The organism is Koromonas soli, assembly GCF_059726265.1.
In genome coordinates this window covers 4,058,227-4,082,925 of record NZ_AP040872.1, presented here as the reverse complement: position 1 = coordinate 4,082,925, position 24,699 = coordinate 4,058,227, and the positions used below count along the sequence as shown (strand labels likewise).

General features: G+C 56.9%; 24 protein-coding genes. 12 read left to right on the top strand and 12 right to left on the bottom strand.

Going from position 1 to position 24,699, the window contains the following annotated elements; all coding sequences use genetic code 11:
* The first annotated feature begins 156 nt into the window (after nucleotides 1–156).
* From AC6IY8_RS17795 to AC6IY8_RS17785, 3 genes are all read left to right on the top strand, one after another.
* The gene (locus AC6IY8_RS17795; protein WP_497776066.1) at nucleotides 157–894 is read left to right on the top strand and encodes a GvpL/GvpF family gas vesicle protein; all 738 of its coding nucleotides are present in this window, start codon (nucleotides 157–159) and stop codon (nucleotides 892–894) included.
* A 328-nt stretch (nucleotides 895–1,222) separates the two neighbouring features.
* Nucleotides 1,223–2,671, top strand: coding sequence for a sigma-54-dependent transcriptional regulator (locus AC6IY8_RS17790; RefSeq protein WP_497776064.1), 1,449 nt, complete (start codon nucleotides 1,223–1,225; stop codon nucleotides 2,669–2,671).
* A 489-nt stretch (nucleotides 2,672–3,160) separates the two neighbouring features.
* A complete protein-coding gene (locus AC6IY8_RS17785; protein WP_497776062.1) occupies nucleotides 3,161–3,541 on the top strand; it encodes a TraR/DksA family transcriptional regulator in 381 nt (126 codons plus the stop codon).
* Between the two features lie 53 nt (nucleotides 3,542–3,594).
* Here the strand turns inward: AC6IY8_RS17785 and AC6IY8_RS17780 are convergent, their stop codons facing one another.
* Complete coding sequence (locus tag AC6IY8_RS17780; RefSeq protein WP_497776060.1) at nucleotides 3,595–3,975, bottom strand: hypothetical protein; 381 nt, start codon at nucleotides 3,973–3,975, stop codon at nucleotides 3,595–3,597.
* 108 nt (nucleotides 3,976–4,083) lie between these two features.
* On the opposite strand from AC6IY8_RS17780, the gene AC6IY8_RS17775 reads away from it, so the two are divergent.
* On the top strand, nucleotides 4,084–4,569 hold the full coding sequence (locus AC6IY8_RS17775) for a DinB family protein (protein ID WP_497776059.1): 486 nt from the start codon (nucleotides 4,084–4,086) through the stop codon (nucleotides 4,567–4,569).
* Between the two features lie 69 nt (nucleotides 4,570–4,638).
* On the opposite strand, the gene AC6IY8_RS17770 is transcribed toward AC6IY8_RS17775, so the two are convergent.
* The gene (locus AC6IY8_RS17770; protein WP_497776058.1) at nucleotides 4,639–5,490 is read right to left on the bottom strand and encodes a 3-hydroxybutyryl-CoA dehydrogenase; all 852 of its coding nucleotides are present in this window, start codon (nucleotides 5,488–5,490) and stop codon (nucleotides 4,639–4,641) included.
* 204 nt (nucleotides 5,491–5,694) lie between these two features.
* On the opposite strand from AC6IY8_RS17770, the gene AC6IY8_RS17765 reads away from it, so the two are divergent.
* From AC6IY8_RS17765 to AC6IY8_RS17750, 4 genes are all read left to right on the top strand, one after another.
* Nucleotides 5,695–7,383: a sensor histidine kinase gene (locus AC6IY8_RS17765; protein WP_497776057.1), complete on the top strand. Its 1,689-nt coding sequence runs from the start codon at nucleotides 5,695–5,697 to the stop codon at nucleotides 7,381–7,383.
* A gap of 1 nt (nucleotide 7,384) precedes the next feature.
* Complete coding sequence (locus AC6IY8_RS17760; RefSeq protein ID WP_497776056.1) at nucleotides 7,385–8,140, top strand: response regulator transcription factor; 756 nt, start codon at nucleotides 7,385–7,387, stop codon at nucleotides 8,138–8,140.
* 23 nt (nucleotides 8,141–8,163) lie between these two features.
* Nucleotides 8,164–9,012: a PP2C family protein-serine/threonine phosphatase gene (locus AC6IY8_RS17755; protein ID WP_497776055.1), complete on the top strand. Its 849-nt coding sequence runs from the start codon at nucleotides 8,164–8,166 to the stop codon at nucleotides 9,010–9,012.
* Nucleotides 9,013–9,266: 254 nt separating this feature from the next.
* Nucleotides 9,267–9,509 (top strand): DUF378 domain-containing protein, encoded by a 243-nt coding sequence (locus AC6IY8_RS17750; protein ID WP_497776053.1) that lies wholly within the window; start codon nucleotides 9,267–9,269, stop codon nucleotides 9,507–9,509.
* A 54-nt stretch (nucleotides 9,510–9,563) separates the two neighbouring features.
* Here AC6IY8_RS17750 and AC6IY8_RS17745 read toward each other — a convergent pair whose 3' ends face one another.
* From AC6IY8_RS17745 to AC6IY8_RS17700, 10 genes are all read right to left on the bottom strand, one after another.
* Nucleotides 9,564–9,968, bottom strand: coding sequence for a F0F1 ATP synthase subunit epsilon (locus AC6IY8_RS17745; RefSeq protein ID WP_497776051.1), 405 nt, complete (start codon nucleotides 9,966–9,968; stop codon nucleotides 9,564–9,566).
* Nucleotides 9,969–10,027: 59 nt separating this feature from the next.
* Complete coding sequence (gene atpD / locus AC6IY8_RS17740) at nucleotides 10,028–11,470, bottom strand: F0F1 ATP synthase subunit beta (protein ID WP_497776049.1); 1,443 nt, start codon at nucleotides 11,468–11,470, stop codon at nucleotides 10,028–10,030.
* A 108-nt stretch (nucleotides 11,471–11,578) separates the two neighbouring features.
* Nucleotides 11,579–12,619 carry an ATP synthase F1 subunit gamma gene (atpG, locus tag AC6IY8_RS17735; RefSeq protein ID WP_497776047.1) on the bottom strand — a complete coding sequence of 347 codons (1,041 nt, stop codon included), beginning with the start codon at nucleotides 12,617–12,619 and terminating at the stop codon, nucleotides 11,579–11,581.
* Nucleotides 12,620–12,643: 24 nt separating this feature from the next.
* Nucleotides 12,644–14,200 (bottom strand): F0F1 ATP synthase subunit alpha, encoded by a 1,557-nt coding sequence (gene atpA, locus AC6IY8_RS17730; RefSeq protein WP_497776046.1) that lies wholly within the window; start codon nucleotides 14,198–14,200, stop codon nucleotides 12,644–12,646.
* Between the two features lie 138 nt (nucleotides 14,201–14,338).
* Complete coding sequence (gene atpH / locus AC6IY8_RS17725) at nucleotides 14,339–14,881, bottom strand: ATP synthase F1 subunit delta (RefSeq protein WP_497776044.1); 543 nt, start codon at nucleotides 14,879–14,881, stop codon at nucleotides 14,339–14,341.
* Entirely contained in the window at nucleotides 14,881–15,621 is a 741-nt protein-coding gene (locus AC6IY8_RS17720; RefSeq protein WP_497776042.1) for a F0F1 ATP synthase subunit B, read from the bottom strand. The genes atpH and AC6IY8_RS17720 overlap by 1 nt, the downstream gene beginning before the upstream one ends.
* Entirely contained in the window at nucleotides 15,621–16,094 is a 474-nt protein-coding gene (locus AC6IY8_RS17715; RefSeq protein ID WP_497776041.1) for a F0F1 ATP synthase subunit B family protein, read from the bottom strand. Before AC6IY8_RS17715 ends, AC6IY8_RS17720 begins: the two co-directional genes overlap by 1 nt.
* A 357-nt stretch (nucleotides 16,095–16,451) precedes the next feature.
* The gene (gene hflX / locus AC6IY8_RS17710; protein ID WP_497776040.1) at nucleotides 16,452–17,936 is read right to left on the bottom strand and encodes a GTPase HflX; all 1,485 of its coding nucleotides are present in this window, start codon (nucleotides 17,934–17,936) and stop codon (nucleotides 16,452–16,454) included.
* Nucleotides 17,937–17,954: 18 nt separating this feature from the next.
* Complete coding sequence (gene hfq, locus AC6IY8_RS17705) at nucleotides 17,955–18,263, bottom strand: RNA chaperone Hfq (protein WP_497776038.1); 309 nt, start codon at nucleotides 18,261–18,263, stop codon at nucleotides 17,955–17,957.
* Between the two features lie 262 nt (nucleotides 18,264–18,525).
* On the bottom strand, nucleotides 18,526–21,759 hold the full coding sequence (locus tag AC6IY8_RS17700) for a TonB-dependent receptor (protein WP_497776036.1): 3,234 nt from the start codon (nucleotides 21,757–21,759) through the stop codon (nucleotides 18,526–18,528).
* Nucleotides 21,760–22,122: 363 nt separating this feature from the next.
* On the opposite strand from AC6IY8_RS17700, the gene AC6IY8_RS17695 reads away from it, so the two are divergent.
* From AC6IY8_RS17695 to AC6IY8_RS17680, 4 genes are all read left to right on the top strand, one after another.
* Nucleotides 22,123–22,395 carry a hypothetical protein gene (locus AC6IY8_RS17695; RefSeq protein WP_497776034.1) on the top strand — a complete coding sequence of 91 codons (273 nt, stop codon included), beginning with the start codon at nucleotides 22,123–22,125 and terminating at the stop codon, nucleotides 22,393–22,395.
* A gap of 272 nt (nucleotides 22,396–22,667) precedes the next feature.
* Entirely contained in the window at nucleotides 22,668–23,438 is a 771-nt protein-coding gene (locus AC6IY8_RS17690) for an electron transfer flavoprotein subunit beta/FixA family protein (protein ID WP_497776033.1), read from the top strand.
* 2 nt (nucleotides 23,439–23,440) lie between these two features.
* Nucleotides 23,441–23,671 carry a hypothetical protein gene (locus AC6IY8_RS17685; protein WP_497776031.1) on the top strand — a complete coding sequence of 77 codons (231 nt, stop codon included), beginning with the start codon at nucleotides 23,441–23,443 and terminating at the stop codon, nucleotides 23,669–23,671.
* 36 nt (nucleotides 23,672–23,707) lie between these two features.
* A complete protein-coding gene (locus tag AC6IY8_RS17680) occupies nucleotides 23,708–24,685 on the top strand; it encodes an electron transfer flavoprotein subunit alpha/FixB family protein (protein ID WP_497776028.1) in 978 nt (325 codons plus the stop codon).
* The last annotated feature ends 14 nt before the right edge of the window (nucleotides 24,686–24,699 follow it).

The following is a 24,699-nucleotide window of genomic DNA, read 5'->3' as shown; positions in this document are numbered from 1 at the left end:
GGAGCCGCTGGCTCACCCGAAAGGCTGACAAGCCCAGAATAAAGACAGGATGTTACGAAACGCCTCCCCCAAAGCATTTTTCTGCAGTTCCAATTGAGTGTTGATAGCTGTTCCGATTTCCCGGTGTGAGCGGCCGGGAGTCTTTGGAGAGCGAAGATGGCGTGGTACGCATACTGCATCAGCGAGCAAGCGAACTTCCAGCAAGGACGTGTTCGTCGTCCGTTTCCTATTGAATCTCTCAAAGGCATAAACGCAAGTCCGGTACGTGGTTTTCCCTGCGGCGAGTTTGTCGTGATCGTCAGTGAAATCGAACACGGACAGGCCATGAACCAGCAATTCGCGATGGAGCACGCCCGCATTGTGAGCGAATGCTTCAAAATCGCTACCCTGCTGCCATTCAAATTCGGCACCGTATTCGAATCTGATGAAGCCCTGCGCCAGGCAATCCGTAACAATAAACGAACGTTTGCGGAATCGATCGCTAAGCTCCGCGGCAAAAGCGAAATGCACATCAGGGTGACAGTGCGGGAAGGCACCGCCTTTACCGAGATGTGGAAGGAAGCACCCCTCAAGGCCGGAGGAGAGTACCTGTCCAGACTGAAAGAGCAAGCCAGCCGTGACCGTGAACGCCAGTCGCGCGCCCGTGCACTTTCGGTTCAGGTCAGCAAACTGCTCAGCCCGCTGCAGGAAGAAATTACCTGCAAGAAGGTGGAGTCCGGGATTGTTCTCGATATCGCCCACCTGATTAATTCGGACATGGTGCAGAAGTACCAGAACCGCTATTCGAGCGCGCTGCGGCAGTTCAAAGACGTGGAAATTACGCTCTCTGGCCCATGGCCGCCTTACCACTTCATGCCCGACCCGGGGAAAGTGCGAACGGTAGTCAACAACTGAGGCGCATCGATAAGTTTGAGAGGGCCGGCCGCGAGCCGGCCTTTTTTGCTTCAAGCGTGGGCGGTGGCGAAATTACCCGCAATTGTTATCTACGTGCCAACCATAGGAATGTGCAGTAGAATGCAGGTTCAAATCATCTGTACTCATTGGCCACTTTCAAGACGCTTGCGACCAAAGAAAAGCATCACACTGGTTTAAAGCTCTTGGATTGAGCTCTGACGGAAGAACCAACTGAGTTCTGGCTGGCTGACATAAAGCAGCTTAGGCTGACCATTCACAGAAGGGCATTTGCAGCATGCACGTTAGCAGCAGAACCAGGATCTTGATCGTGGACGGAGATCGCGCTCAGTCGCACTTCTTGAGCGCGCACCTGACCCGGCGAGGCTACGACGTGAGTGCCGCGGCCAGCGGTGATGAGGCAATCCGCATGTTCCGCGTCTTTGACCCCGCCCTGGTACTGCTGGATACGGATATTCGCGGAATGGAACGCATGGAGACCCTGGAGCGGCTTAAGCAGATCAAGTCCGACGTCTCCGTAATCATGACCTCGAGCAACAGCTCTCCTGAGCTGATTTTCAGAGCCTCAAAGCTCGGTGCAGACGACTTCCTATCCAAGCCAATGGATCTACCGGCGCTCGACCAGCGCATGACGCGGCTGCTTGATGGGCAGCGGCTGACGAACGAGGTCACGCAACTGCGCGACCAGGTACGGCGCCAGAGCGATTTCAGCATGCTCTTCGGCACCAGCCCGAAGATGGAGGACGTAAAAAACACAATCGAGCAGGTGGCCGATACCAATGCCACCGTGCTGATCCGCGGCGAGAGCGGCACCGGCAAGGAAGTCGTAGCACGCATGGTATTTTCCCACTCACTGCGGCACGACAAACCGTTCGTAAAAGTGAACTGCGCGGCGATTCCCCACGAACTGCTCGAAAGCGAACTCTTTGGCTATGAGCCCGGAGCCTTCACGGGAGCCAACCGCCAGAAGCTTGGAAAGTTTGACTTGGCACACGGGGGAACTATCTTCCTCGACGAAATCAGCGAGATGCATCCGGCGCTGCAGGCAAAACTACTGCACGTGCTGCAGGATGGAGAATTCTCGCGCCTTGGAGGCAAGCGCGACATCGCGGTGGACGTCCGAGTGCTGGCGGCCACGAACAAGCAGCTGGAGCGCGCAGTTGAAGAAGGCATGTTCCGCGAAGACCTCTTCTACCGCCTCAACGTTGTCACCATACACATTCCGCCATTGCGCGAGCGCCAGGAAGAGATTCCGGTGTTCCTCGATTTCTTTCTCCGCAAGTACAGCGAATATTATGGCAAGCAACCGCCGCCATTCAGCGACTACGCCGTGAGCCGCATGATTGAATACAGTTGGCCGGGCAATATTCGCGAACTCGAAAACTTGGTAAAGCGCTATGTGATCGTGGGCAATGAGTCTCAGATCATCCGCGAGCTCTCTACCCACAAGCCCATGATCACCAGCACCTCAACCTGGGAGCCGAAGCCCTCGACACCGGTCGTTGCGCGTCCTCCGGCAGAGGTGGAACTTGCTCCCGACAATGGTAAAGGGGAAGATTCGCTGTCGCTGCTCGAAATAGGCCGTCGCGCGGCGATGAAAGCCGAGCGCGAGGCGATTGAGCGGGTCTTGAACCAAACGCGCTGGAATCGTCGTCAGGCGGCGAAGATCCTGAAGGTCAGCTACAAGGCTTTGCTGAATAAGCTGAAGGCGATGGAAGAACAGGATCAACTCAATAACAAGAACTTCTCTTCTAAGTAGTGGTATCCGACTACCACATGAGTACTGTAACTTTTTCCTAACTTCACTCCGTCTGCGCTCAGTCGAGCAATTTCTCAATAAATGTGTTGCAATGAAATGAATAACTTACAATTTTCTAACTCCTGGCACCAAGCTTTCGGCTTCACTGGCCCGGAACGTGCAACAACATAGACAACAAAGAGGCCGAAATTCCAATGAATACTCCTCTCAAGAAGTACAAACTTCTCGACGCAGCTCCGGAAACGATGGAGCGGCACCTTAATTTTCCTGCCTAAAATTCCCACCCTCCCTTGCCTCTTTCAAGAAGCGACCCTGTACGGGTCGCTTTTTCGATGCTGTCAAATGAGGTAGAACCGCAGATCCTATGTTTGCATCGAGGCATCCTAGACAGCGCAGGTGCTCCGATGCCATTGAAACGAATTGACCACGGGATTGCCTGACAGTAAGATTTGCGCTTTGTGACTGAATGCTGTGGAAGAGTTAACGGCTATGGATAGAGAACGAATCGAACATTTCAAGGCACTTTTAGAGGCCCGGCGGAGAGATTTGCGCGAGAGCGTTGCCCGAACGGAAGAAGAGGGCCGCAGTGCGCATGCGACAGACTCTGCGCAGGACGTGGTCGATCGCGCGTCGAGTTCCTATGCGAAGGAATTTCTTTTCGCGCAAAGCAGCAACGATCGCCGTTTTCTGGCGATGGTCGATCACGCTCTGGCGCGGATCTCCGAAGGCGTGTACGGGGAATGCGAATCATGCGGCGAGGAGATCAATGAACGGCGGTTGGAGGCGCTTCCCTGGGCACGGCACTGCATCGCTTGCCAGGAAAAGCTGGAACGTGGAGAACTGCAGGAGGAGCAAACGCAGGAGAGCTAGGCGCACTCTATTCGATGACACAGGCCGCCTATCTGGGCGGCCATTCTATTGGGTCATGAAGCCTTGTCGGAGAAGAGATCGGAAAGCTTGTGGCGCATCACCGATCCGCCGAAGGCTCCAGCGCAACCGGGCAGCGCAACGAGAAACGATCCGGCGACGCTGGCGCGAGTGAAATGAGCGGAAGGATGCACGTACATGGCGACCGCGATGGCGAGAGGCACGGGTGCTCCGACGAGCAGAACCCAGCGCCATGGGCGCGCCGGACGAAGAACTCCCAGCAACATAGTGCAAACCGTAACGGCCAGCGCTGAGAGCAGCGCGTCAGGCTCTTCCATGGACTCGACCGCAACATGCAGGATGCCGCAACCGATGCCAAGTAGCAGGGCGAATAGTCCGAAGAGGAGAGGGTAACGTTCCGGCGTGGAGGTGGTCATGACGAGCACAAATCCTTGCGGGAGCGATTGTAATTTCAAAGACGGCGCGCGGCAACCGGAGCTGCTGACAACATTGATGAAGCGTTGGCTGAGGGTTATTGTTTAAGCATGTTCAGAACCGTACAGGATTTTCTCGAAACGTGGAAAGCTGAGAGCAGTTCAACGCTGCGCGTTTTTCGCGCACTGGATGATCGTTCACTCGCGCAAGCCGTAGTGCCGGGTGGATACACGCTGGGTTCGCTGGCATCGCATATCGCCGGGAGCATTGTGGCCATTCCCGCGCACGCAGGGCTACTGCCCATGCCGGAAAAAGCTGAAACGACCACAGTAGATGCCATCATCAGGACCTACGAGGACAATGTAAAGAAGCTGACCGATGCGGTCGGTTCGAACTGGACCGATGCGCAGTTGGGCGAAGAGATCGCAATGTTCGGTCGCAACTTCCGCCGGGGCGCTGTGCTGAACATTGTGATCGCGCACCAGGGACATCATCGCGCGCAAATGACCGTGCTTATGAAGCAAGCGGGTCTGAAGGTTCCGGGCGTCTACGGGCCTTCCGAAGACGACAAGGCGGCAATGGCGGGACAGAAGTAAAGCAAACCAAATTCCCCACCTCTGCGCTGCGACAGGTGTGGGGATATTTGAATTACTCGCTCTAGAATCCTACTCGTACTTATAAAAGCCGCGCCCAGATTTGCGGCCAAGCCAGCCGGCATCGACCATCTTGATCAGCAGCGGACATGGGCGATATTTCGGATCGCCGAGACCAGTGTGCAAGACGCGCAGGATGTCGAGGCAGACATCGAGTCCAATGAAGTCGGCGAGAGTGAGCGGTCCCATCGGGTGTGCCATGCCGAGTTTGAAGACCTCGTCCACGGCCTCGGGTGTGGCGATTCCTTCCATCACGGTGTAGATTGCCTCGTTGATCATGGGCAACAGCACGCGATTGCTTACGAAGCCAGGAGCATCGTTTACTTCGACCGGCGTCTTACCCAGTTTCTCAGCGCATTCCTTCACGGTGGCGTAGGTTTCATTGCTCGTGGCGATGCCGCGAATCACTTCGACCAACTTCATGACAGGAACAGGATTAAAGAAGTGCATACCGATGACTCGGTCGGGGCGCTTGGTCTGTCCGGCAAGTTTGGTAATCGAAATGGATGAAGTGTTGGAGGCGAGAATCGTTTCCGCGGGACAGAGCTGATCGAGTTGCTGGAATAGTTGCTGCTTGATTTCGAAACGCTCGCTGGCGGCCTCAATCACGAGTTGCGCTGCGGCGAGATCGTCGCGCAATAGCGTGGGCTTGATACGAGCGAGCGCCGCATCACGGTCGGCGGCGGAAAGCTTGGACTTCTCCACCTCGCGTGCAAGGTTCTTCTGGATGGAGGCAAGGCCGCGATCGAGGAACCTCTGTTCGATTTCGACGAGTATTACGTTATAGCCCGATTTGGCGCACACGTGCGCAATGCCATTGCCCATGGTTCCAGCGCCGACGATGCCGATGGTTTGTATGGTCATGGAGTGCTCCTTGTGCCGATTCCGCCGCAGGACGGGCGAAGGCAACGGATGAGTGTACCAGAGGAATACCGGTTGCGGACGGCTAGACCGAGGTAGGTCGGTTCCAACAATTTTTTACGTCTTTTTACAGCGCTTTGGCAGAGCGCAGGTGACCTTCGCGATATGGTCTGAATCGAACCACTCCAGTACGGGGCGGGAGACACTATGAAGCCTACTCGCGAATGGAATCAACGTGCCCGATTGCTGGCTTTGGAGTTCGCGGTGATCCTGCCCGCGCTGGCGCTGGTGACACTGAGCATTCTGCACCTGAAATCGCTCGCGCACGACAAGACAGTCAACGCGGCAATTGAGCGCGATCTGCAAAACATGCTGCTTCTGACGGACAAGCAGATGGCTCTGAAAGCGTACGAGAGCGGCGCACAAATTCGCGACGATTTCCCGCAGCCCGGCAGCGAGCATGTTCAGCAGACATTGCAACGAATTCTGGACCGCTATCCATATGCGGCTCATGTCTTCCTGTTTGACAAGGAAACTGGCACGGTCTTCGTCTCGCGAGCAGAGAGGATGAGGGAACCCGATTTCCAGAAAGAGCGAGAGAAGCTGGCAAACAGCATCTCTACATGGCTGCCTATGGAAGGCAAGGAGCTGGTGGAGAAGCTCTGGAAGATGGACAGGCAGGACGGACGCCCGTTCATGTTCGACTACTCTTGGGCTCCGCGCGGAGGCCGTAAGCTCTATCAGGCAACGTTGCTATTTCCCATCAAGAACGCGCCCGCGGATCGTGTCGCCATCGGCGGGGTCGCATTTGACGCCGATTACTTGCAGAACGAGTTCTTTCCAAATGTTTTGAACGTGATGGCCGATTGCCCCAGTAATCATTCGGCTGACAGCAACGAGCGCAACAAACCCGCGCTGATGCTGCATGCAAGACATGAATCAGAGTCGCTGGCGGCGTCCGGAAACTGGGATGGGGGAAAGCCCGAGGTGGAACACCCAATGGAAGCAGGCTTTCCGGGTCTGGTGCTGGCAACGAAGTATCACGGCACCAGCGTGCAGGCTCTGAGCAGCCATTTCCTGAAGACCAGCTACCTGATCCTCGCTGGCTTGTCGGTGTTCATGATTGGCGGCATCGTGCTCAGCTATCGCAGCGTGAGCAAGGAAGTGGCGCTCGCCAAAATCAAATCCGACTTCGTCTCCAACGTATCGCACGAATTGCGCACTCCGCTGTCATTGATTCGGCTGTATGCGGAAACACTGGAGTTGGGGCGGCTGCCCAATCCTGAGAAGCGACAAGAGTACTACCGCATCATTCGCAAGGAGAGCGAGCGGCTGACGACGCTCATCAACAACATTCTCGACTTCTCAAAGATCGAGGCAGGCAAAAAGGCCTACGACTTTCGCGAGACCGACATGGCGGAACTGGTGCGGACTACTCTCGATTCGTATCGCTATCAGATCGAGCAAAACGGCTTCTCGCTGCGCGAAGAGATCGAGGACAACCTGCCGAGAATCAAGGCAGATCGAGAGGCGATTGCGCGTTCGCTGCTGAACCTGGTGAACAATGCAGTGAAGTATTCCTCCGACGAGAAGAGCCTGGCGGTAAGGCTTTCGCGGCGCGAAGACGCGCTCAACATGGAAGTGATCGATCACGGGATCGGCATTCCACGCGCCGAGCAGAGCAAGATTTTCGAGAAGTTCTACAGGGTGAGCGATCCGCTGGTCCACAACACAAAAGGGAGCGGGCTGGGGCTGTCGCTCGTGCGCCATGTAGTGGATGCGCACGGCGGAAAGATCTGGGTGGAGAGCGCTCCGGGCCAGGGCAGCAAATTCAGCATCGAATTGCCAATCACTACCAACACCGCGACGGAAGCAAAGTCAGCCAAGGCAGGATGATATGAATGCAAATCAGAATCGCAGAGCGACAGCTACCGTAACTCAGCAGGCCGTAAACCTGAATGTAAGCGCGGCAAAAGCGCGCATTCTCGTGGTGGAAGACGAGCCCAATATGGTTGCGGGGCTGCGCGACAACTTCGAATTCGAAGGTTACGAGGTGGCCGCCGCACGGGACGGAGTGGAGGGCCTGGAACAGGCACTCTCCGGCTCGCCCGACCTGGTGATCCTCGACGTGATGATGCCTCGGATGAGTGGACTGGACGTCTGCAAGCAGTTGAAGGCGAAGCGCCCGTCGCTGCCCATCATCATGCTGACGGCGCGCGGTCAGGAAATCGACAAGGTCGTGGGACTGGAGTTGGGAGCCGATGACTACGTGACGAAACCGTTTTCGATTCGCGAGTTGCTGGCGCGAGTGAAAGCCGTGCTGCGCAGGGCACACGTGCTTCCGAAAAGTCTCGAGCGCTATGCCTTCAGCAACGTGGAAGTCGATCTGAAGGCATGCCAGGTGATGAAAGACGGCAAGCGCCTTGAGTTCTCCGGCAAAGAGTTTGACCTGCTGAAGTACTTCGTGTGCCATCCGGGCGAAACGATCAGCCGCGACAGGCTTCTCGATGAGGTCTGGGGTTACGAACACTATCCGACCACGCGAACTGTGGACGCGCACATCGTGCGTTTGCGACAGAAGATTGAACCTACTCCCGAACAACCGCAATTCCTGCTGACGGTTCACGGAATTGGGTACAGGTTTGTGGGCTAGTGAGAATGCACAGGACTAGAGTCATGGCAAATCGAAAACGAGCCACTCGCTCCGATATGAGTTTGCCCGGAATTGCTTACCTGGCTGCCGAAGCGCAGAGCGCGATCTCAACACTGGAGACGAAACTCTCCGAAGCCAATGCGCAGACTACGGAATTGCGCAGAGATATATTCGAGGCAGCGCAGATGCAGCGCTACCTCTGTGGGCCGCGACTGACGCGACGAGGTCCGGTCGAGATCGCCGCCGAACTGTTCCCGGTGCGCCACCTCTCGGGCGACTTCTATTGCGTGGCCGACTTCGGCGCAATCACGATGCTCGCTGTTGGAGATATATGCGGCAAGGGGCTGCTGGCCGGAATGTGGTCGGTGCACCTGCTGCAACTGTCACGAATGTTTGGCGCAAGCGCCACGGATCCGGCGCAGGTTTTGCGTGGGCTGAACCAGACGATTTGTTCGACGCGCCCGGCGCCTCCGTTCACTAGCATGTTTCTGGCCTATGTAGATTGCGATCGGCGCGAGTTGGTGTACAGCAACGCCGGACATCCCGCGCAGATTCTTCTGAGGGCGGATGGCTCTCCGGAGATGCTGAACGCCGGTGGTCCACTCCTGGGTGTACTGCCCAACGCTGAGTTTGAGAGTGTTCGTCTCGCGCTGAATACGGGAGATACTTTGCTGGCTTTTTCAGACGGGCTCGTCGAGTGCAGGAACGATGATGACCAAGAGTTCGACACCAGCAGGGTCATCAGCGAAGCAAAGAGAGCGGCGTCGCTTTCAACTTCAGAGATGTTGTTCTCCGTAGTCGGTGCGGCGCAGGATTTCGCCGGATCCCGCACGCGAGAGGACGACTGCACGATGATGGTGCTGAGATGTTAGAAAATCGAAGTCTGTCACGAATTCTGACATAAGCTCGAACAACAAACGTTGGCCCTGCCGTCACGAATCTGAGTTCCTGAGCAAAGGAGGCATACTTGTTCAGTTGACAATGGGGCAAAACAGCGGCTTCTAATTGCCAGTCAGTCAAATCCATTTGAGAGACACGCGTACTATTAATCGCCGTTCACATCTATTTAAGTGTTGGTCAATCCGGCGCACTCAATGAGGCGCTTCTTAGATGTGGGGTACACAGTATGAAAGTGGTCGATATAGTGGCAACGGCGCTTGTGGTGGTAGGAGCGTTGAATTGGGGTTTGGTCGGTCTGGCACGGTTTGATCTGGTCGCAACAATCTTCGGTATGCGGTTTGGCGAGACTTCCGCTCTCACCTCGATTGTTTACGCATTAGTGGGGCTCGCAGGTATCTATGAGGCGGTGTCCTGGAAATCGATGCAGAGGCGCTGGAACCACGAGCTAAGCGTAAACCGCGCGCGATAAGCTTTGCAGCAAAACAAAAAGCCCCGGTCACCGGGGCTTTCTTCATGTGTTCGACTATTTGTTGTTTGCTACCTGCAAGCGGGCTTCAGCGCGAGCAAGGGCGAGTGAAGCTTCCTCAAATGCGGCAGCATCTTCGGCCTTCTTGAGGTGCTCCTGCGCACGGGTGCGGGCCGCCTCGGCACGAGCTACGTCGATGTCTTCTGCTCGCTCGGCGGTTTCAGCCAAAATGGTGACCTTGTCCGGAAGGACTTCGGCGAATCCCCAAGCCACGGCCAGTCGCATGGTGCTACCAACGTGCGTGTAGGTGATCTCGCCCACGGCAAGTTCCGTGATGAGCGGTGCGTGGCCGGGAAGAATTCCGAGATACCCGTTGCGACCCGGTATCTGGATCTGCTCGGCGCGGTCCTTTACGACCTGGCGCTCCGGCGTGACAATTTCGAGTTCGAGAGTTTCTGCCATAACATTGTCCTGAACTTGGCGCGGGCCTGATCGCGACCCGCGCTCGGTTCCACGGCGTTTTAGGCCTTCGCCTTCATCTGTTCAGCAGCTTCGAGCACTTCCTCGATAGAGCCCTTCATGTAGAAGGCCTGCTCAGGAATCGCGTCGTGCTTGCCCTCAATAATCTCCTTGAAGCTGCGTACCGTGTCCTCGACCTTGACGTACTTGCCGGGGAAGCCGGTGAACTGCTCCGCAACGTGGAAGGGCTGCGACAGGAAGCGCTGAACCTTGCGGGCGCGCGATACGGTCAGCTTCTGCTCTTCCGAGAGTTCATCGATGCCAAGGATGGCGATAATGTCCTGCAGATCCTTGTAGGTCTGGAGGGTCTGCTTAACGGACTGCGCAACGTCATAGTGTTCCTGGCCAACAATACGCGGGTCAAGAATGCGCGAGGTGGAGGCAAGAGGATCGACCGCCGGGTAGATGCCGATTTCGGTCAGCGCGCGGTTGAGCACCGTCGTTGCATCGAGGTGAGCAAACGTGGTGGCCGGAGCCGGATCGGTCAAGTCATCGGCGGGCACGTAAATGGCCTGCACCGACGTGACCGAGCCCTTCTTGGTCGAGGTGATGCGTTCCTGCAATTCGCCCATTTCTGTTGCGAGGTTCGGCTGGTATCCCACGGCCGAAGGCATACGGCCCAGCAACGTGGAAACCTCGGAACCCGCTTGGGTAAAGCGGAAAATGTTGTCGATGAAGAGCAGCGTGTCGGCACCTTCTGCGTCGCGGAAGTTTTCCGCCACGGTGAGGCCGGTAAGGGCCACGCGCAGACGCGCCCCTGGAGGCTCGGTCATCTGGCCGTAAATTAACGCGGCCTTGGACTTCGACGGGTCACCGGCAACGATAACTCCGGACTCCTGGAACTCGAGCCAGAGGTCGTTTCCTTCGCGGGTGCGCTCGCCAACTCCGGCGAACACCGAGAAGCCGCCGTGCTGCTTGGCGACGTTATTGATGAGTTCCTGAATGACGACCGTCTTGCCCACACCAGCGCCGCCGAACAGACCGATCTTGCCGCCCTTCAAGAAGGGCTGGATGAGATCGATGACCTTGATGCCGGTCTCGAACATTTCGGCGCGAGTAGATTGTTCATCGAAAGCCGGTGCCTGGCGGTGAATTGGCATGCGCGTTTCGGAGCCGATGGGTCCGAGATTATCGACGGGCTCGCCGATCACGTTCATCACGCGGCCCAGCGTCTGACGGCCCACGGGAACGCTGATGGGACCGCCGAGGTCGATGGCCTTCATGCCGCGAACCATGCCTTCAGTGGGCTCCATGGCAACGCAGCGAACGCGGCCTTCACCAAGGTGCTGCTGCACCTCAAGAATGACGTTCACCGGCTGCGGTGTGTTGAACCCATCGCTGACGACGCGAAGGGCGGTGTAGATCGACGGAATGGCCGACTCGGCAAACTGCACGTCAACGGCAGGGCCAGCGATCTGAATAACGTGTCCGATGTTTTCAGGCATATAGGAACCTTGTTTCAAAGTTTCAAGATTTCAATGTTTCGAGGTTTCCCTCGAAGCTGAAACCGATGGAGCCAATATCGTTATGCCTTCGCTTGCGCGAAAGCCGAATTACAGCGCTGCGGCACCGCTGACGATCTCGATGATTTCCTTCGTAATCGCGGCCTGACGGGCGCGGTTCATCGTGAGCGTAAGCGAGTCGATCAGTTCACCTGCATTGTTTGTGGCAGAATCCATTGCAGTCATACGGGCCGCGTGCTCGGCGGCAACCGACTCAAGCATGGCGCGATAAATCTGCACGACAATGTACTTGGGCAACAGCGAGCGGAACAATATAGCGGCGGGCTGCTCGTAGATATAGTCAACCTGCGCAGTAGCAAATCCAGCCGCGCGGCGATCGACTTCCGAAGTATCCTCCGCCTCAAGACTTATGCCAGCTGAAGTGGCAGCTTCCGCGGTGCGCTCGCGCTGCTCGGCCGTGAGTTCGACTGCCTGCTCGATATCGCGCTCGCCAAGTGAGCTGACGGGCAGAACCTGCTCTACCACGAGGCGCTGCGCGATGACCGACTTGAACTCGTTGAACAGAACGTAAACGGCATCGACCTCGCCGTTGGTGTAGCGCTCGATGATGTCTTCGGCAATGGGCGACACTTGCGCGAACTGGGGCACCTTGAGGATGCCAATATGCTCGCCGGTGACTCGCACCTGCGCCGCGCGGTCCTCACCTGCACCCTGCGCGGGATAACGGCGGCGGAAGTAATCGCGCCCCTTGCGTCCGACGCACTCGATGTCGATGTTGACTTCGCTTGCGATCTTCGAATCGACAAAGCGCTGAGCAGCCTTGAGCAGGTTGGAGTTGAAGCCTCCAGCGAGCCCGCGGTCGCCCGTGACCACCACAAGCACGATGTTGCGCTCCGGGCGAGTCTCAAGCAGCGGATGCTTCGCCTTACCGGTATCAGGATCGATGACATCGGCGCGCTCAGTCAGAGACTTGAGCACGTTGGTCAGCATCTGCGCATAAGGGCGGGCGGCCAGGGCGCGGTCCTGCGCACGGCGAAGCTTGGCGGCAGAGACCATCTTCATGGCCTTGGTAATCTGCCGCGTGCTCTTCACACTGCGGATACGGCGCCGGATGTCCAGAACGTTAGGCATATTCGTTCACTCTGGCAGTTGCCCCTACTGAGCAGCCGTAGCTACGGCTGGCTTGCGCTGCGACTCACGCTCGGCAAGGAAGCGTTCCTTTGCTTCCTTGATGGTCTTGTTCATGTCGCTCTTGATCTCGTCGTTGAGCGCCTTTTTCTCCGCAAGATTCTTGAACAGAGCGGGATTGGCAGTCTCGACGTAGGTGTAGAGCGCCTTTTCGAACGGACGCACGTCCTCAACAGCAATATCATCAAGGTAGCCGTTGGTGCCGGCATAGATCGAGAGAACCTGGTGCGTGAACGGCAGCGGCTCGAACTGTCCCTGCTTGAGCAACTCGACTAGACGAGCGCCGCGATTTAGCTGCGCTTGGGTCGCCTTGTCGAGGTCGGAACCGAACTGGGCAAATGCTGCGAGTTCGCGATACTGCGCGAGTTCCAACTTCAAGCTGGAACCAACCTGCTTCATCGCCTTGATGGCCGCCGAGAATCCTACGCGGGAGACCGAGATGCCGACGTTCACAGCCGGACGTACGCCGGAGTTGAACAGATCAGCTTCAAGGAAAATCTGTCCGTCGGTGATCGAGATGACGTTCGTCGGGATGTAGGCCGAAACGTCACCTGCTTGCGTCTCAATGATCGGCAGTGAAGTGATCGATCCACCACCCAGCTTGTCGTTCAGTTTGCTCGAGCGCTCCAACAGGCGAGAGTGGAGATAAAACACGTCGCCCGGATACGCTTCGCGCCCCGGTGGACGACGGAGCAGCAGCGAAATTTCGCGGTAGGCCGCGGCGTGCTTTGAAAGATCGTCATAGATCACCAGCGCGTGGCGCTTGGTGTCGCGGAAGTATTCCGCAATGGCCGTGCCGGAGTACGGCGCGATGTACTGCATCGGGGCCGGATCGGATGCCGAAGCGACAACCACGACCGAGTAGGCCATGGCGCCGGCTTCTTCAAGGGTCTTCACAACCTGGGCCACGGTCGAACGCTTCTGGCCGATGGCAACGTACACGCAGATGAGGTCGCCGCCCTTGTTATTGATAATGGTGTCGAGAACGATCGCAGTCTTGCCGGTTTGGCGGTCGCCGATGATCAACTCGCGCTGTCCGCGGCCAATCGGAATCATCGCGTCGATGGCCTTGATACCGGTAGCCATCGGCTCGCGCACAGGCTGACGATCAATGACGCCCGGAGCCAGTCGCTCGACCGGGTTGTACTGGTCGGTGACGATGGGACCCTTGTCGTCAATTGGCTGACCGAGAGCGTTGACCACGCGGCCGATCAGAGCATCGCCCACGGGCACGCTCATGATCTTGCCAGTACGCTTCACCTGATCGCCTTCGCGAATTTCGGTGGCTTCACCGAGAAGCACGGAACCGACCTGATCCTCTTCGAGGTTCATGGCCAGACCTGCAATGCCGTGCGGGAAAGAAAGCAGCTCGCCGGCCATGACCTTGTCAAGGCCATGGATACGGGCGATGCCGTCACCAACGGAGATCACGGTGCCGACTTCATCGACGGTGATCTTGTTTTCGTAGTTTTCAATTTGCTCACGAATGAGCTGTGTAATCTCGTCTGCTTTAATCTGGGCCATTTTAGCTCTCAGCTACCATGCACCGGCTGTTTCGCCGATGGTGCACTTGGATGATCAAAACTCAAAATGTCGGAACGCCAGCCATCGGCCTTCCAAAGCTTTCTGTCCATGGCGCCGTTACACGGCCCATGCGAAACCTTATTGTTCGATTAACTGCTGGCGGAGGCGCTGCAACTGTCCGCGCACGGAACCGTCGTAAATTGTGCTACCCACGCGAACCTTTACGCCACCAATCAATGCCTCATCGGTGACATATCGCGCCTGAACCGTCTTGCCAGTCAGACGCGCAATCTCGGCCACCAGCGTGGAACGCTGCTCGGGGCCAAGTTCACGCGCGCTGACAATCTCTGCCTCGACGCGTCCGATACGATTGTTCAGTTCGGTGTCCACCAGCGTCGCTATCTCGGGCAGCAGCGCAATGCGGTCCTGATCAATAAGCACCGCAATGAAATTACGCAGCGAGCGCTCAGTGATACCCAGCCTTGCAGCGATGGCATCAAGCACCTGGCGCTTTTGCTCCACCGGAATTGCGGGTGACTCCCAGACTTCGCGCAAATCCTTGCTTTCCTGGAAAGCAGCGGCGAGCGCGTGCAGTTGCTCGACAGCTTTCACTGTGTCCAGCTTCGAACCGGTAACAACATCGGCAAAGGCGCGGGCGTAACGGCCGGAAACGGCTGCCATTATTCTCTTCCATCCTTTCCGAGCTGTGACGCAAACTCACGCACCAAGGCGCGATCGGTGGCTTCATCAACCTTGATCTTCTTTTCAGCAAGATCGACTGCCAGGTCAGCCACAAAGGCCTTTAGCTCGCGCTGCGCGCTGCGCGCCGCTGCTGCGATCTCCTGCTCAGCCGCGGCAATAACGTTCTTGGCATCCTGCTCGGCAGCGGCCTTGATGCGCTGCTCCTCGACGCTGAAATCAGCTTCGGCCGCAGTGCGAACGCTCGCGATCTCACTATCCAGCTTCGCCAGGCGGCTTTCGATTTCGGCAAGTCGCGCGCTGGCACCGACGCTGGCTTTGCGAGCCTCTTCAATTCCCTTCTGAATCTCGGCATTGCGCGGGGCAAAACCGTTCGGCAACGCCTTGCGAATAATCCAGACAAGAGCGCCAGCAAGAATCAGGAAGTTGATGATGAGGAAAATCCAGTACACAGCCTCTTTCGAAAGGCCAGTCTTCGCAGCAACTCCACGTACGACAGAGGAGTACTTGAACTGAATGTTTTCTTCCTCTTCTTCGTGGGGAGCGCGGTTATCCTGAGGCTCGGCAGTAACTTTGCCTTCGGCATACTGCTTCTGAGCTTCAGAGGATTGCTCCGTGGCAGCTGCAGGGGGCTGCGAAGGCGAGGCGGACTGGGCAACAAGGGCACCAGTACCAAGCACTATTCCGAGGGCGAGAATATAAACGTGAATTCGCTTAGACATTATCTTCCGCCCACCGACGCCGGACTGGTCCCGGCTGTCTGAAGAATCGTCTGAATGATCTGGCTGGCAAGCCGTTCGCTCTCAACGGGGAGCGTGGCGCGGGCGGCTGCGGTTTCCTGCTCCATCTGGGCCTTAGCCTGGGCAATCTGCTGCTGAGCTCGCTCGCGAGCCTGGTTTACGGCTGCGGTACGTGCATCAAGCGCCTGCTTGCGACGAGCATCAAGAGACTTGAAGATAGCGAGACGCGCTTCGCGCAGACGATTCTCGTACTCCGTAGCGCGAGCGGCAGCGGCGACAATGTCTGCGCGCGCCTGCTCAACAGCGCCCTGAGTGCGCTTGCGTCGCTCGGCCAATACAGTCTCCAGCGGCTTATGCACCAGCACGTGGTATAGCCCGTAGAGAGCCAGAAGAAGCACCACGGTGGGAATGGCGCCGAGCAGTAAATGACCTAATTGATTAAGGGTTTGTTCCATTTCAATATCGTGAGTGCGACAGCCGAGAAGTATAGGGAACCACAGGGAACATCAGAAACTACCATTCCCTAAGTGGTACTGTCAATCTTTGCCCTTGAATTCTACCTAGTTAGCCCACTTCGGCAAACGAATGCAGGAGAGGCTCTCGATCTTACTTGACTCCAGACGCGACGGCGCTACCATACCCTCATCGCCTCGATCCACTCCAGGATCGAATGAGCCTATGGATGAGGAAATGATGATCCCGCTCCTCACCCATAGGCTCATTTAATTTTCTTATGAGCGTAAATGCAAGGAAAATCGTCCCACATCCAGCAACAATCGTTTCTGAGACCTTTTCCCGATTGCTCCCTCTGGTTATTCCTGTCCTTCTGGACCGGAAGGCTCAGACGGAGCGAAGCCCTCCACCACCAGAAATCGCTCTAATTTTCGTAGCAGCGAACGCGGAGCATCGACCTCGAACTCAACCGCGTCGTTCTCGGTATAACGCCGGGAGTGGATGATCGATCGGGCCTCGAGCTGAGCCAAGACCTTCCCTTCCGCCTGCGGCACGCGCAGATACGCACGCTCGACGGGGTCGAGGTCGAGAAGCACATCGATCGCAGCAAGAAGCCGGTCCAGATAGAGTCCACGGGATGCCGAGATGTGGATCTCGGTGTCCGTGTCGCGGAGCTTGAGACGCGTCTCCTCGCCAAAGAGATCGATCTTATTCAGCACATGTATCTGCGGCTTATCGAAGGCATCCAGTTCGCGGAGGACCGTCTCGACCTGCGCCATCTGCTCGGCTGCCGTGGGACTCGTAGCATCGGTCACCTGAAGCAGAAGGGCGGCGCGCTGCACCTCTTCCAGCGTGGCGCGGAATGCCGATACAAGCGTGGTGGGCAGGTTGCGAATGAATCCAACGGTGTCTGAGAGCAGCACATCTCGCTTCGAAGGCAGAGTGACCGTCCGCAAAGTGGGATCGAGCGTGGCGAACATTCGCGAGCTTTCCAGCACTCCCGCGCGGGTGAGCGCGTTGAACAGAGTGGACTTGCCCGCATTGGTATAGCCGACCAATGCAACGACAGGCACCGGAACGCTTTCACGACGTTGCCGCTGCTGCGATCGAATGCGGCGCACTTCCTCGATCTGCTCTTTGACGTGCCGTATGCGCCGGTGAATCTTACGGCGATCGGTCTCCAGCTGAGTTTCACCGGGGCCGCGTGTGCCGATGCCGCCTCCGAGTTGAGACATTTCCGCGCCGCGTCCAGTGAGGCGCGGCAGCATGTACTCCAGCTGCGCAAGCTCGACCTGCAACTGGCCTTCGCGAGTTCGGGCGTGTCGGGCAAAGATGTCGAGAATAAGCTGCGTGCGATCGACCACACGGCAAGGGAACTCGCGCTCGAGATTGCGCAACTGCGAAGCCGATAGCTCGTGATCAAAGATGAGCACGCCGGCATCGGACATCTTGGCGGCAGCCGCGACTTCCTCGACTTTTCCGCGACCAATGAGTGTCGCCGCGTCAGGACGGTCGCGGCGCTGCAAAATCTCGCCGACAACAACGGCTCCGGCGCTCTCTGAAAGTTCGCGAAGCTCGGCCAGCGACTCGAAAGCATTGAAGGCTACCGCGTGCTCGGAGGCTTCCAGGCGAAGCGAAGTCCTCGAGGCGGACCTGGCCTGCAAAGCCTGCGGCGGGATGCGCGCAGTGCGGCGCGCAGACTCCTCCCCAGGCTCATCTTCGCCGTGAGGGCGCGGGCTCGGATGGCTTCGGAAATCGACTCCGACTAGAAATGCACGTTCAGGTTCTCCGGGAACACGGGGGCGCGTACCTGAAGCCGCTGCGGCCTCCAGAGAATCGGGCAAGCGACGCTCAGTGATGGCTCACCCCTGAGACGTGGACGAAATAGGCGCAGCAGGTGCAGCAGGAGAGGCCGCGACCGATTGCGGCGGATGTGCAGGAGATGAGCGCTCTACATGCGCTGCGCGCGCCATGACCACCGTGGAAATGGCGTGTTTGAAGATGAGCTGCTCCTGGTTGTTAGTTTCCAGCACGACCGAATACTTATCGAACGAGCGAATGCGTCCGGAAAGCTTGACGCCACTGAGAAGATAAATCGTGATGACGGACTTGTCTTTTCTTGCAGTGTTGAGGAACGAGTCTTGTATGTTCTGTGCCGGTTTGCTTTCCATCGGTCACTTCTCCTTCAAGTAGAACAGCCAGAAAACCAGAAACGCCGCCACGCCAGCCTTGGCGGGTTAACCCTGTCCGGTTGGGGGAAAGTCGCGTCTCCCGGACAAGCCAATACGATACGGCCTCTGAGGCGCAATTTCAACTTGGATACGACTTTAGTGTAGGAAGAGTACCGCGGCCGCTTCTCGGTTGGACCGTTTTGGGCACACAAAAAGAAGGGAGCCTCGAGAGGCTCCCTTAAATCGTGCAAATTACAACAGTTTAGAAGCTGTACTTCAGCAGGAAGTGGATCGAACGGGATCCATGCTGCGAAGTGGTGAAATCAGCAAACGTCGGCGTCGAGTTGTACGGAATGCCGGTCGTCAGTGTGAAGCTCGGGAAGTAGTAGTCGCCATCCGGACGTGCGTGATTGAACAGGTTCACGAACTCGGCGCGGAAGTCGATTGCATGGCTTTCATGGAGCTTGATGGTGCGATTCAGCGCCATATCAAAGTTCACGCTCTTCGGACCGTAGAGACCGTTGCGTCCAAAGTTGCCCACACCACTGCTCGGAACGATCCAGTGAACCGAGCTGGCGCTCACCGGATTGCAAGTGTTCTTGGACCAGGCCTGCGGACCAGCGCAAAGAGTGCTCGCCGAAGTGCCGAACCAGTCGCCCGTCCATGCGTAGGTATTCAGTGGCGCGCTCGGGTTTCCAAGGTCAGGACGATCATTGCTGATGCCGTCTCCATTGGTGTCATAGCCGGTTTCGACGTTATACGGCGTTCCCGACTGAACGGAAGTGGTGCCCGAAACTCGCCAGCCATTCACTGCGAATCCCGCAACCTTCGTGAAAGTGTCGATAGCAGGCAGCTTCGGAATGTCGTAGGTGTACGACATTACGAAACGGTGCTTGTGGTCAAACATCGACACGCTGCGGTCAAGCTCGCCGCGCGGGGTCGGGTACTGCAGAACAGGGTACGCAGACCAGTTTCCATAAGTGAACACTTCGGAAACGTCGTCGATCATCTTCGAGAACGTGTACGCAAAGCGGACCTGCATGCCGTTCTTGTACTTGCGGTCCAGCTTGGCTGTGAAGGCGTGGTAGTTCGAGTCTCCGCTGTTGTCGCGAAGGAGGATGGGACCACGAGTGCTCAGAAGACGGCTTCCACTCGCAGTGATGGGGTTGTACTGGTTCTGTCCGTAGAGGTGCTCACCACGGCTGCCGGTGTAACCCAGGGCGAGAATGAAGCTGCTGGGCAGTTCACGCTCGACGTTGAAGTTCCACTGCAGAGTTTCCGGGCTGAGCAGGTGCGGAACCTGCGAGGTAACCGAAGTAAGCGGCGTAAGCACAGGAGTCAACGTGCTGATCTGCGAGGACCAGTTCCCGGTCCCACGGGGGTTGGTCGTGTTGACGGCACTCGTAATCGAGCCAGCGGCCGAGTTGGGTGCGCCGGACTGCGAGTTGTCGAGAATGTTCGTGAACAGGCCACCGTAGAACACGCCGAATCCGCCACGGAAAGCCGTTTTGCCATCGCCGAACAGGCCCTTCATGAAGCGCGGCGTGTAAGCAAAGCTCACGCGAGGACCGATGTTGCTGGTGTCTCCCTGCTGCTTCACAACATTCTTGTAGTTTGCGGCAGAGAAGTCCTTCGGATCGATTGCAGGGAAGTCGAGATTGTTTGCGGGCGTTCCATTGTACTCATAGCGGACGCCATAGGTCAGAGTGAAGTTGGGCAGTACCTTCCAGGTATCCTCGGCAAAGTAGTTCTGCGAAGGCATGCTGGCGTGAATCTTTGGGCTTCCGAACGTCTTGGCAACAGTCGTGCTTTTTCCGCCGAAGTCGTCCATGTAATTGGCGAGAGCAGAGGCAACGCCCGAAGCAGCCGCGTATCCGATGGAGCCGTAGGTGTTGTAAGGAACCTGGTCCACAACTCGAATGTCGGCATAGTCCACGCCAAACTTGAAGAAGTGATTGCCCTTGGTCCAACTGACCGTATCTTGGAACTGATACGTGTTGTGGAAACGGCTCTGCGGGAATGAGGCGTTCGATCCCCAGCCAGTCAAACCGGTGATTCCAATTGCGGGCGTGTTGATAAGCGGATTGTCGTCCGGACGGTTCTCAAAGAAGAAACCGATGCGGCCGTAGGACACGCGAGCTTCGTTGATGAGTCTGGGGCTGAAAATGCGAGTCCAGGTGATACCGCCGTTGTAAGCCGGTCCGCTCTGCTGGGTGTCGAAACCGGGCAGTTGCGAGCCGTTGTTGCCGAAGTCGAAAGGAGTGATGTAGTACGTACGGACAAAGCGCAGGTTGATGGTGTCATTCTTCGTGACGGACCAGTCACCCTTTGCGTCGAATTCCGGCGAGTCGTACTTGTTCGGAATTCCGGTGCGATAGTAGGGGGCAACCTCTACCAAGCCGCGTCCCGAACCTAGGTCGTAGCTCTGCGTGCCCGGCAGCGACGGATCGCCGCGTAGTGCACCATACACATCGAGCATCGTCTTAATGCGAGGATTTGAGGCATAGTTGGCCAACACCGCGTGACCAGCCTCGGTCGGAAGAAGCAACTGACCGCCCGTGGTTGAGGAGCGGTATTTATCCCACTGATAGGACGTAAAGAAGAACAGCTTGTCTTTTACGATCGGACCACCCACGTCGAAGCCGTAGAGGTTTTCACGATACTTGCTCTTCTCATTTCCGTACGCCACATCGTAGTGGTCGGTGGCATCGAGAGAGGAATTCAACAGACGGTCCCAAACTGCGCCATGGAACTGATTCGTGCCGGACTTGAAGATCACATTCGCGACGGAGGCGCCGTGGCCGAACTCAGCAGAGAAGGAGTTGGTCTGAACCGAAACTTCTTTCACTGCGTCGAGGTTGCCAGGTTGAATACCCTGGCCATGCAGACCGGCGTCATTGTTGTCCTGACCTTCAACCAGGAAGTTGTTGTCACGAGGACGCGATCCATCGACAGAGTAGGACGTGCCATTGGTGAATGCGCGGCTGGTGACAACCGTGACACCGGGCAGCGTGGTTGCTAAAGAGTACGGATTCAAATTTGCGATCGAGAGGGAGTCAATTTCCTTCTCGTCCACAGTGTGCGAGATTTCGCCGTTTTCGGTCTGCACAGCGGCACCCGTTGCTTCGACCACAATCGTGTCTTTGCTTGTGCCGATCTTGAGCTGTGCGTTAACGCTCGTGGTGACTGAACCTGCGACCGTCACTTTGTCGACGCTAAGGTTCGCGAAGCCTTTTTGCGAAACCACGATAGAGTAGGTGCCAAGTTCGACCGCATCAATGCGGTACTGGCCGTTAGAGCCCGTGATGGCTGTGCGAACATCGCCGGTGTCGAGGTTCTTGGCGGTCACAGTCGCACCAGAAATTACGGCATCCGAACTGTCGGTAACAGTTCCGCCGATCGAGCCCTTGGACGTCTGGGCGAAGCCGAAGCTGGCGAACAACACCAGAATCAGCCCGCTGGCGATAAGGAATTTGAAAAACTTGTTGTTTGTCACTGTTTATAAGTCTCCGTAGGTGACGTGAATGCAACAGCACAGCAACGCCTACTCCATAAACCGAGCAGACAAGAGTTTGGAAAAGGTGAAACAAATCGAACTAAGTTACTTAGTACTTGCAACTTGGGTTCCAGAGTGGCACTTTCGGGGAGGTTTTGCTTTTCAGTCACATAGGAGGGCAAGATTGCTATGCGATCGGGAAGATATATGAATTATTGTAGATTCCGGTTTGAGAGATGCTGAATTTGGAAGAGTTCGGCGAGAAAAGCCTATTCAAATACGTGCGGAGAGTACCAGAATGGGCATCGCCAAAATTTGGCGACATAGCCGCTGCGGAAGTGCAGTCGCCCTATAATAATCGCCATGGACGAACGGGAGTTTTACGACGAGAGGCAGGAAACGAAGAAACATCTACTCACCTGTCCGCATTGCCGACAAGAGATGGAATACGAGGTGGGCTGGATTGTGCGCACCAAAAAGAAGTCGCTGCCGCCACGCGCCGACGAGCGGGACCGTGCGAAATACGCCAAGGCACAAAGCTACATGGTGCGGAGAGACGATCTTCTTGCTTGCAAGAATGTGCGCTGCCGCAAACGGTTCGAGATTGCAGGAATACAAACTGTCGCGTTCCTGTAAGTTTTGAGTTTTCGACGAAAAGGACACCGATCGGTGTCCTTTTCCACTTTCCAGCACCTCCTCAAGCAACCATTCATTCCGGAACTCGCGAAAAGTGAATGGGTATTCATTTTTATGCCGTTGGAGATATACTCTTCGGTCCCGCAGCCGCATCCTAGTTGCTGGCTGCAACAGAGATGAAGCAGGGGTGCCTCATCTCACACGGGGACTTATCCGAGTATTCCGGACACACAGGTGTCCTCTGTTGAATCCATGAATTTATCGAGGTGCAGGTGAAAATCCTGGTTTGCATGAAGCAGGTTCCGCAAAAGGACGCGCCTCTCAAACTGAATGAGAGCGCCACATGGATCCGCGAAGACGTGGGCTATGAGGTGAACGAGCCCGATGCCTACGCGCTGGAAGAAGCACTGCGGCAGAAGGAGAAGAACGGCGGCGAGGTCGTCGTGATCACGGCCGGTCCCGCACGCGCACAGCAAGTATTGCGCGAAGCGCTCGCCAAGGGAGCCGACCGCGCGATTCATCTCGAAGATGATCGATTTGTCACGCTTGATGCCTTCAACGTCGCCCGCGCATTTGCTGAGGCGATCAAGGGCGAGCAGTTCGACATGGTTTTCACCGGCCTGCAATCGGATGACTACGGCTACGCGCAAACTGGCGTGCTGCTGGCCGAGTTGCTCGGCTGGCCTCACGCAACGATCATCATGCAGATTGAGGCCAAGGACGGCGGCATTCGGGTAAAGCGCGAGTTGGAGAACGGATACTTCCAATATGTGGACATGCCGTTGCCTGCCGTGTTGACGATCCAATCCGGTATAAACAAGCTTCGCTACGCCACGCTGATCGGTATCAAGCAGGCGAAGAACAAGCCTCTGCGCAAAGTGACGTATGACGAGGTTTCCGCAGCGCTGAAGCCGAATCAACTGACGATCGAGCGGCTCTATATTCCAAAGAAAACGAAACAGACCGAGGTCATCCAAGGCTCGGCGCAGGAAGTGGCTAAGAAACTGGCAGCCAAGCTGCGCGACGAAGTGCGGGTGCTCTAGTGATGACTGCACGAATCGCAAAGGAGCGTGATCTGGAGCAGGTGCGGGAGGCCGTAAATACACTGCGCTTCCTCGGAGGCCTGCTGCTGATGGTTGCGCTGCTGCTCTATTTCTTCCACCTGGCGGAAGTGCCACGAGGCGGATACGTCATTGGGGCCGGTGCCGCTGTGTTTGCAGTAATAGGCGCGGCGATGCTCTGGGTGGGACAGCGCAAGATTCGCACACTGCGCTAGCGACGAACGATTACAGGTCGATCGAGGATACGAGAGATGGCGGATACGATTTTGGTAGTTGCGGAACAGCGTGAAGGAAAGCTGAACCGCGTCTCCTTTGAGACACTCACGGGCGCACAGGCGCTGGCCAAGCAGACCGGATGGTCGCTGGAAGCTGCCGTCGTAGGCAGCAACATCACATCGGCAGCCGACGAAGTGGCGAGGGCTGCGGTGGCAAAGGTGTATGCCATCGAAGACGCATCATTGGAGCGCTATACGCCCGATGGCTTTGTGACGGCGCTTAAGAAGTTCATCGAAACAAAGCAGCCGAAGCTTGTTCTGCTGCCACACACGTACCAGGTGCGCGACTTTGCTCCGAAGCTCGCAGCCACGCTCGGCAGCGTGCTGGTGAGCGATGCGGTGGCTTGCAAGTTTGAAGGCGGCAAGCTGATCGTCACACGGCAGATGTTCCAAGGAAAGTTTGCGGCTGACGTATCGCTCGCGGGCGAAGGACCTTGGTTCGTGAGCTTTCAGGCTGGAGCCTTCCGTGGAGACCAGGTCGAGACCGGCACATCTCCGGTTGAAACCGTCAACGCCACCACGGGCGAGATTCGCACCAAGCCCGAAGCTCCGTTCCAGGAAGCCAAGCAGGCAGTCGATTTGTCGCAGGCCGAAATCATAGTTTCGGTTGGGCGCGGAATAAAAGAGCAGAAGAACATCGAAATTGCCAAAGCTTTGGCCGACGCGCTTGGCGGCGAGATCGCCGCATCACGACCGATCTGCGACGCCGGATGGCTGCCAATGGAGCGGCAGGTCGGCTCCAGCGGACAAACCGTAAGCCCGAAGCTTTACCTCGCGCTCGGAATCAGCGGTGCCATCCAGCACATCGTGGGCATGAAGGGCTCCCGCAACATCATCGCCATCAACAAAGACGCCGAAGCACCCATCTTTGAAATTGCAGACGTGGCCGTCGTGGGCAATCTGTTCGAAATCGTTCCGGCACTGACGGAAGAAGTGAAGAAGATAAAAGTTTAGTTCGAAAGGGTTCC

Bases quoted from the DNA above. Each gene is read 5' to 3' on its own strand.
- AC6IY8_RS17795 (WP_497776066.1), top strand. From the start codon at position 157: ATGGCGTGGTACGCATACTGCATCAGCGAGCAAGCGAACTTCCAGCAA.
- AC6IY8_RS17785 (WP_497776062.1), top strand. From the start codon at position 3,161: ATGGATAGAGAACGAATCGAACATTTCAAGGCACTTTTAGAGGCCCGG.
- AC6IY8_RS17780 (WP_497776060.1), bottom strand. From the start codon at position 3,975: ATGACCACCTCCACGCCGGAACGTTACCCTCTCCTCTTCGGACTATTC.
- AC6IY8_RS17775 (WP_497776059.1), top strand. From the start codon at position 4,084: ATGTTCAGAACCGTACAGGATTTTCTCGAAACGTGGAAAGCTGAGAGC.
- AC6IY8_RS17770 (WP_497776058.1), bottom strand. From the start codon at position 5,490: ATGACCATACAAACCATCGGCATCGTCGGCGCTGGAACCATGGGCAAT.
- AC6IY8_RS17765 (WP_497776057.1), top strand. From the start codon at position 5,695: ATGAAGCCTACTCGCGAATGGAATCAACGTGCCCGATTGCTGGCTTTG.
- AC6IY8_RS17760 (WP_497776056.1), top strand. From the start codon at position 7,385: ATGAATGCAAATCAGAATCGCAGAGCGACAGCTACCGTAACTCAGCAG.
- AC6IY8_RS17755 (WP_497776055.1), top strand. From the start codon at position 8,164: ATGGCAAATCGAAAACGAGCCACTCGCTCCGATATGAGTTTGCCCGGA.
- AC6IY8_RS17750 (WP_497776053.1), top strand. From the start codon at position 9,267: ATGAAAGTGGTCGATATAGTGGCAACGGCGCTTGTGGTGGTAGGAGCG.
- AC6IY8_RS17745 (WP_497776051.1), bottom strand. From the start codon at position 9,968: ATGGCAGAAACTCTCGAACTCGAAATTGTCACGCCGGAGCGCCAGGTC.
- atpD (WP_497776049.1), bottom strand. From the start codon at position 11,470: ATGCCTGAAAACATCGGACACGTTATTCAGATCGCTGGCCCTGCCGTT.
- atpG (WP_497776047.1), bottom strand. From the start codon at position 12,619: ATGCCTAACGTTCTGGACATCCGGCGCCGTATCCGCAGTGTGAAGAGC.
- atpA (WP_497776046.1), bottom strand. From the start codon at position 14,200: ATGGCCCAGATTAAAGCAGACGAGATTACACAGCTCATTCGTGAGCAA.
- atpH (WP_497776044.1), bottom strand. From the start codon at position 14,881: ATGGCAGCCGTTTCCGGCCGTTACGCCCGCGCCTTTGCCGATGTTGTT.
- AC6IY8_RS17720 (WP_497776042.1), bottom strand. From the start codon at position 15,621: ATGTCTAAGCGAATTCACGTTTATATTCTCGCCCTCGGAATAGTGCTT.
- AC6IY8_RS17715 (WP_497776041.1), bottom strand. From the start codon at position 16,094: ATGGAACAAACCCTTAATCAATTAGGTCATTTACTGCTCGGCGCCATT.
- hfq (WP_497776038.1), bottom strand. From the start codon at position 18,263: ATGGAAAGCAAACCGGCACAGAACATACAAGACTCGTTCCTCAACACT.
- AC6IY8_RS17695 (WP_497776034.1), top strand. From the start codon at position 22,123: ATGGACGAACGGGAGTTTTACGACGAGAGGCAGGAAACGAAGAAACAT.
- AC6IY8_RS17685 (WP_497776031.1), top strand. From the start codon at position 23,441: ATGACTGCACGAATCGCAAAGGAGCGTGATCTGGAGCAGGTGCGGGAG.
- AC6IY8_RS17680 (WP_497776028.1), top strand. From the start codon at position 23,708: ATGGCGGATACGATTTTGGTAGTTGCGGAACAGCGTGAAGGAAAGCTG.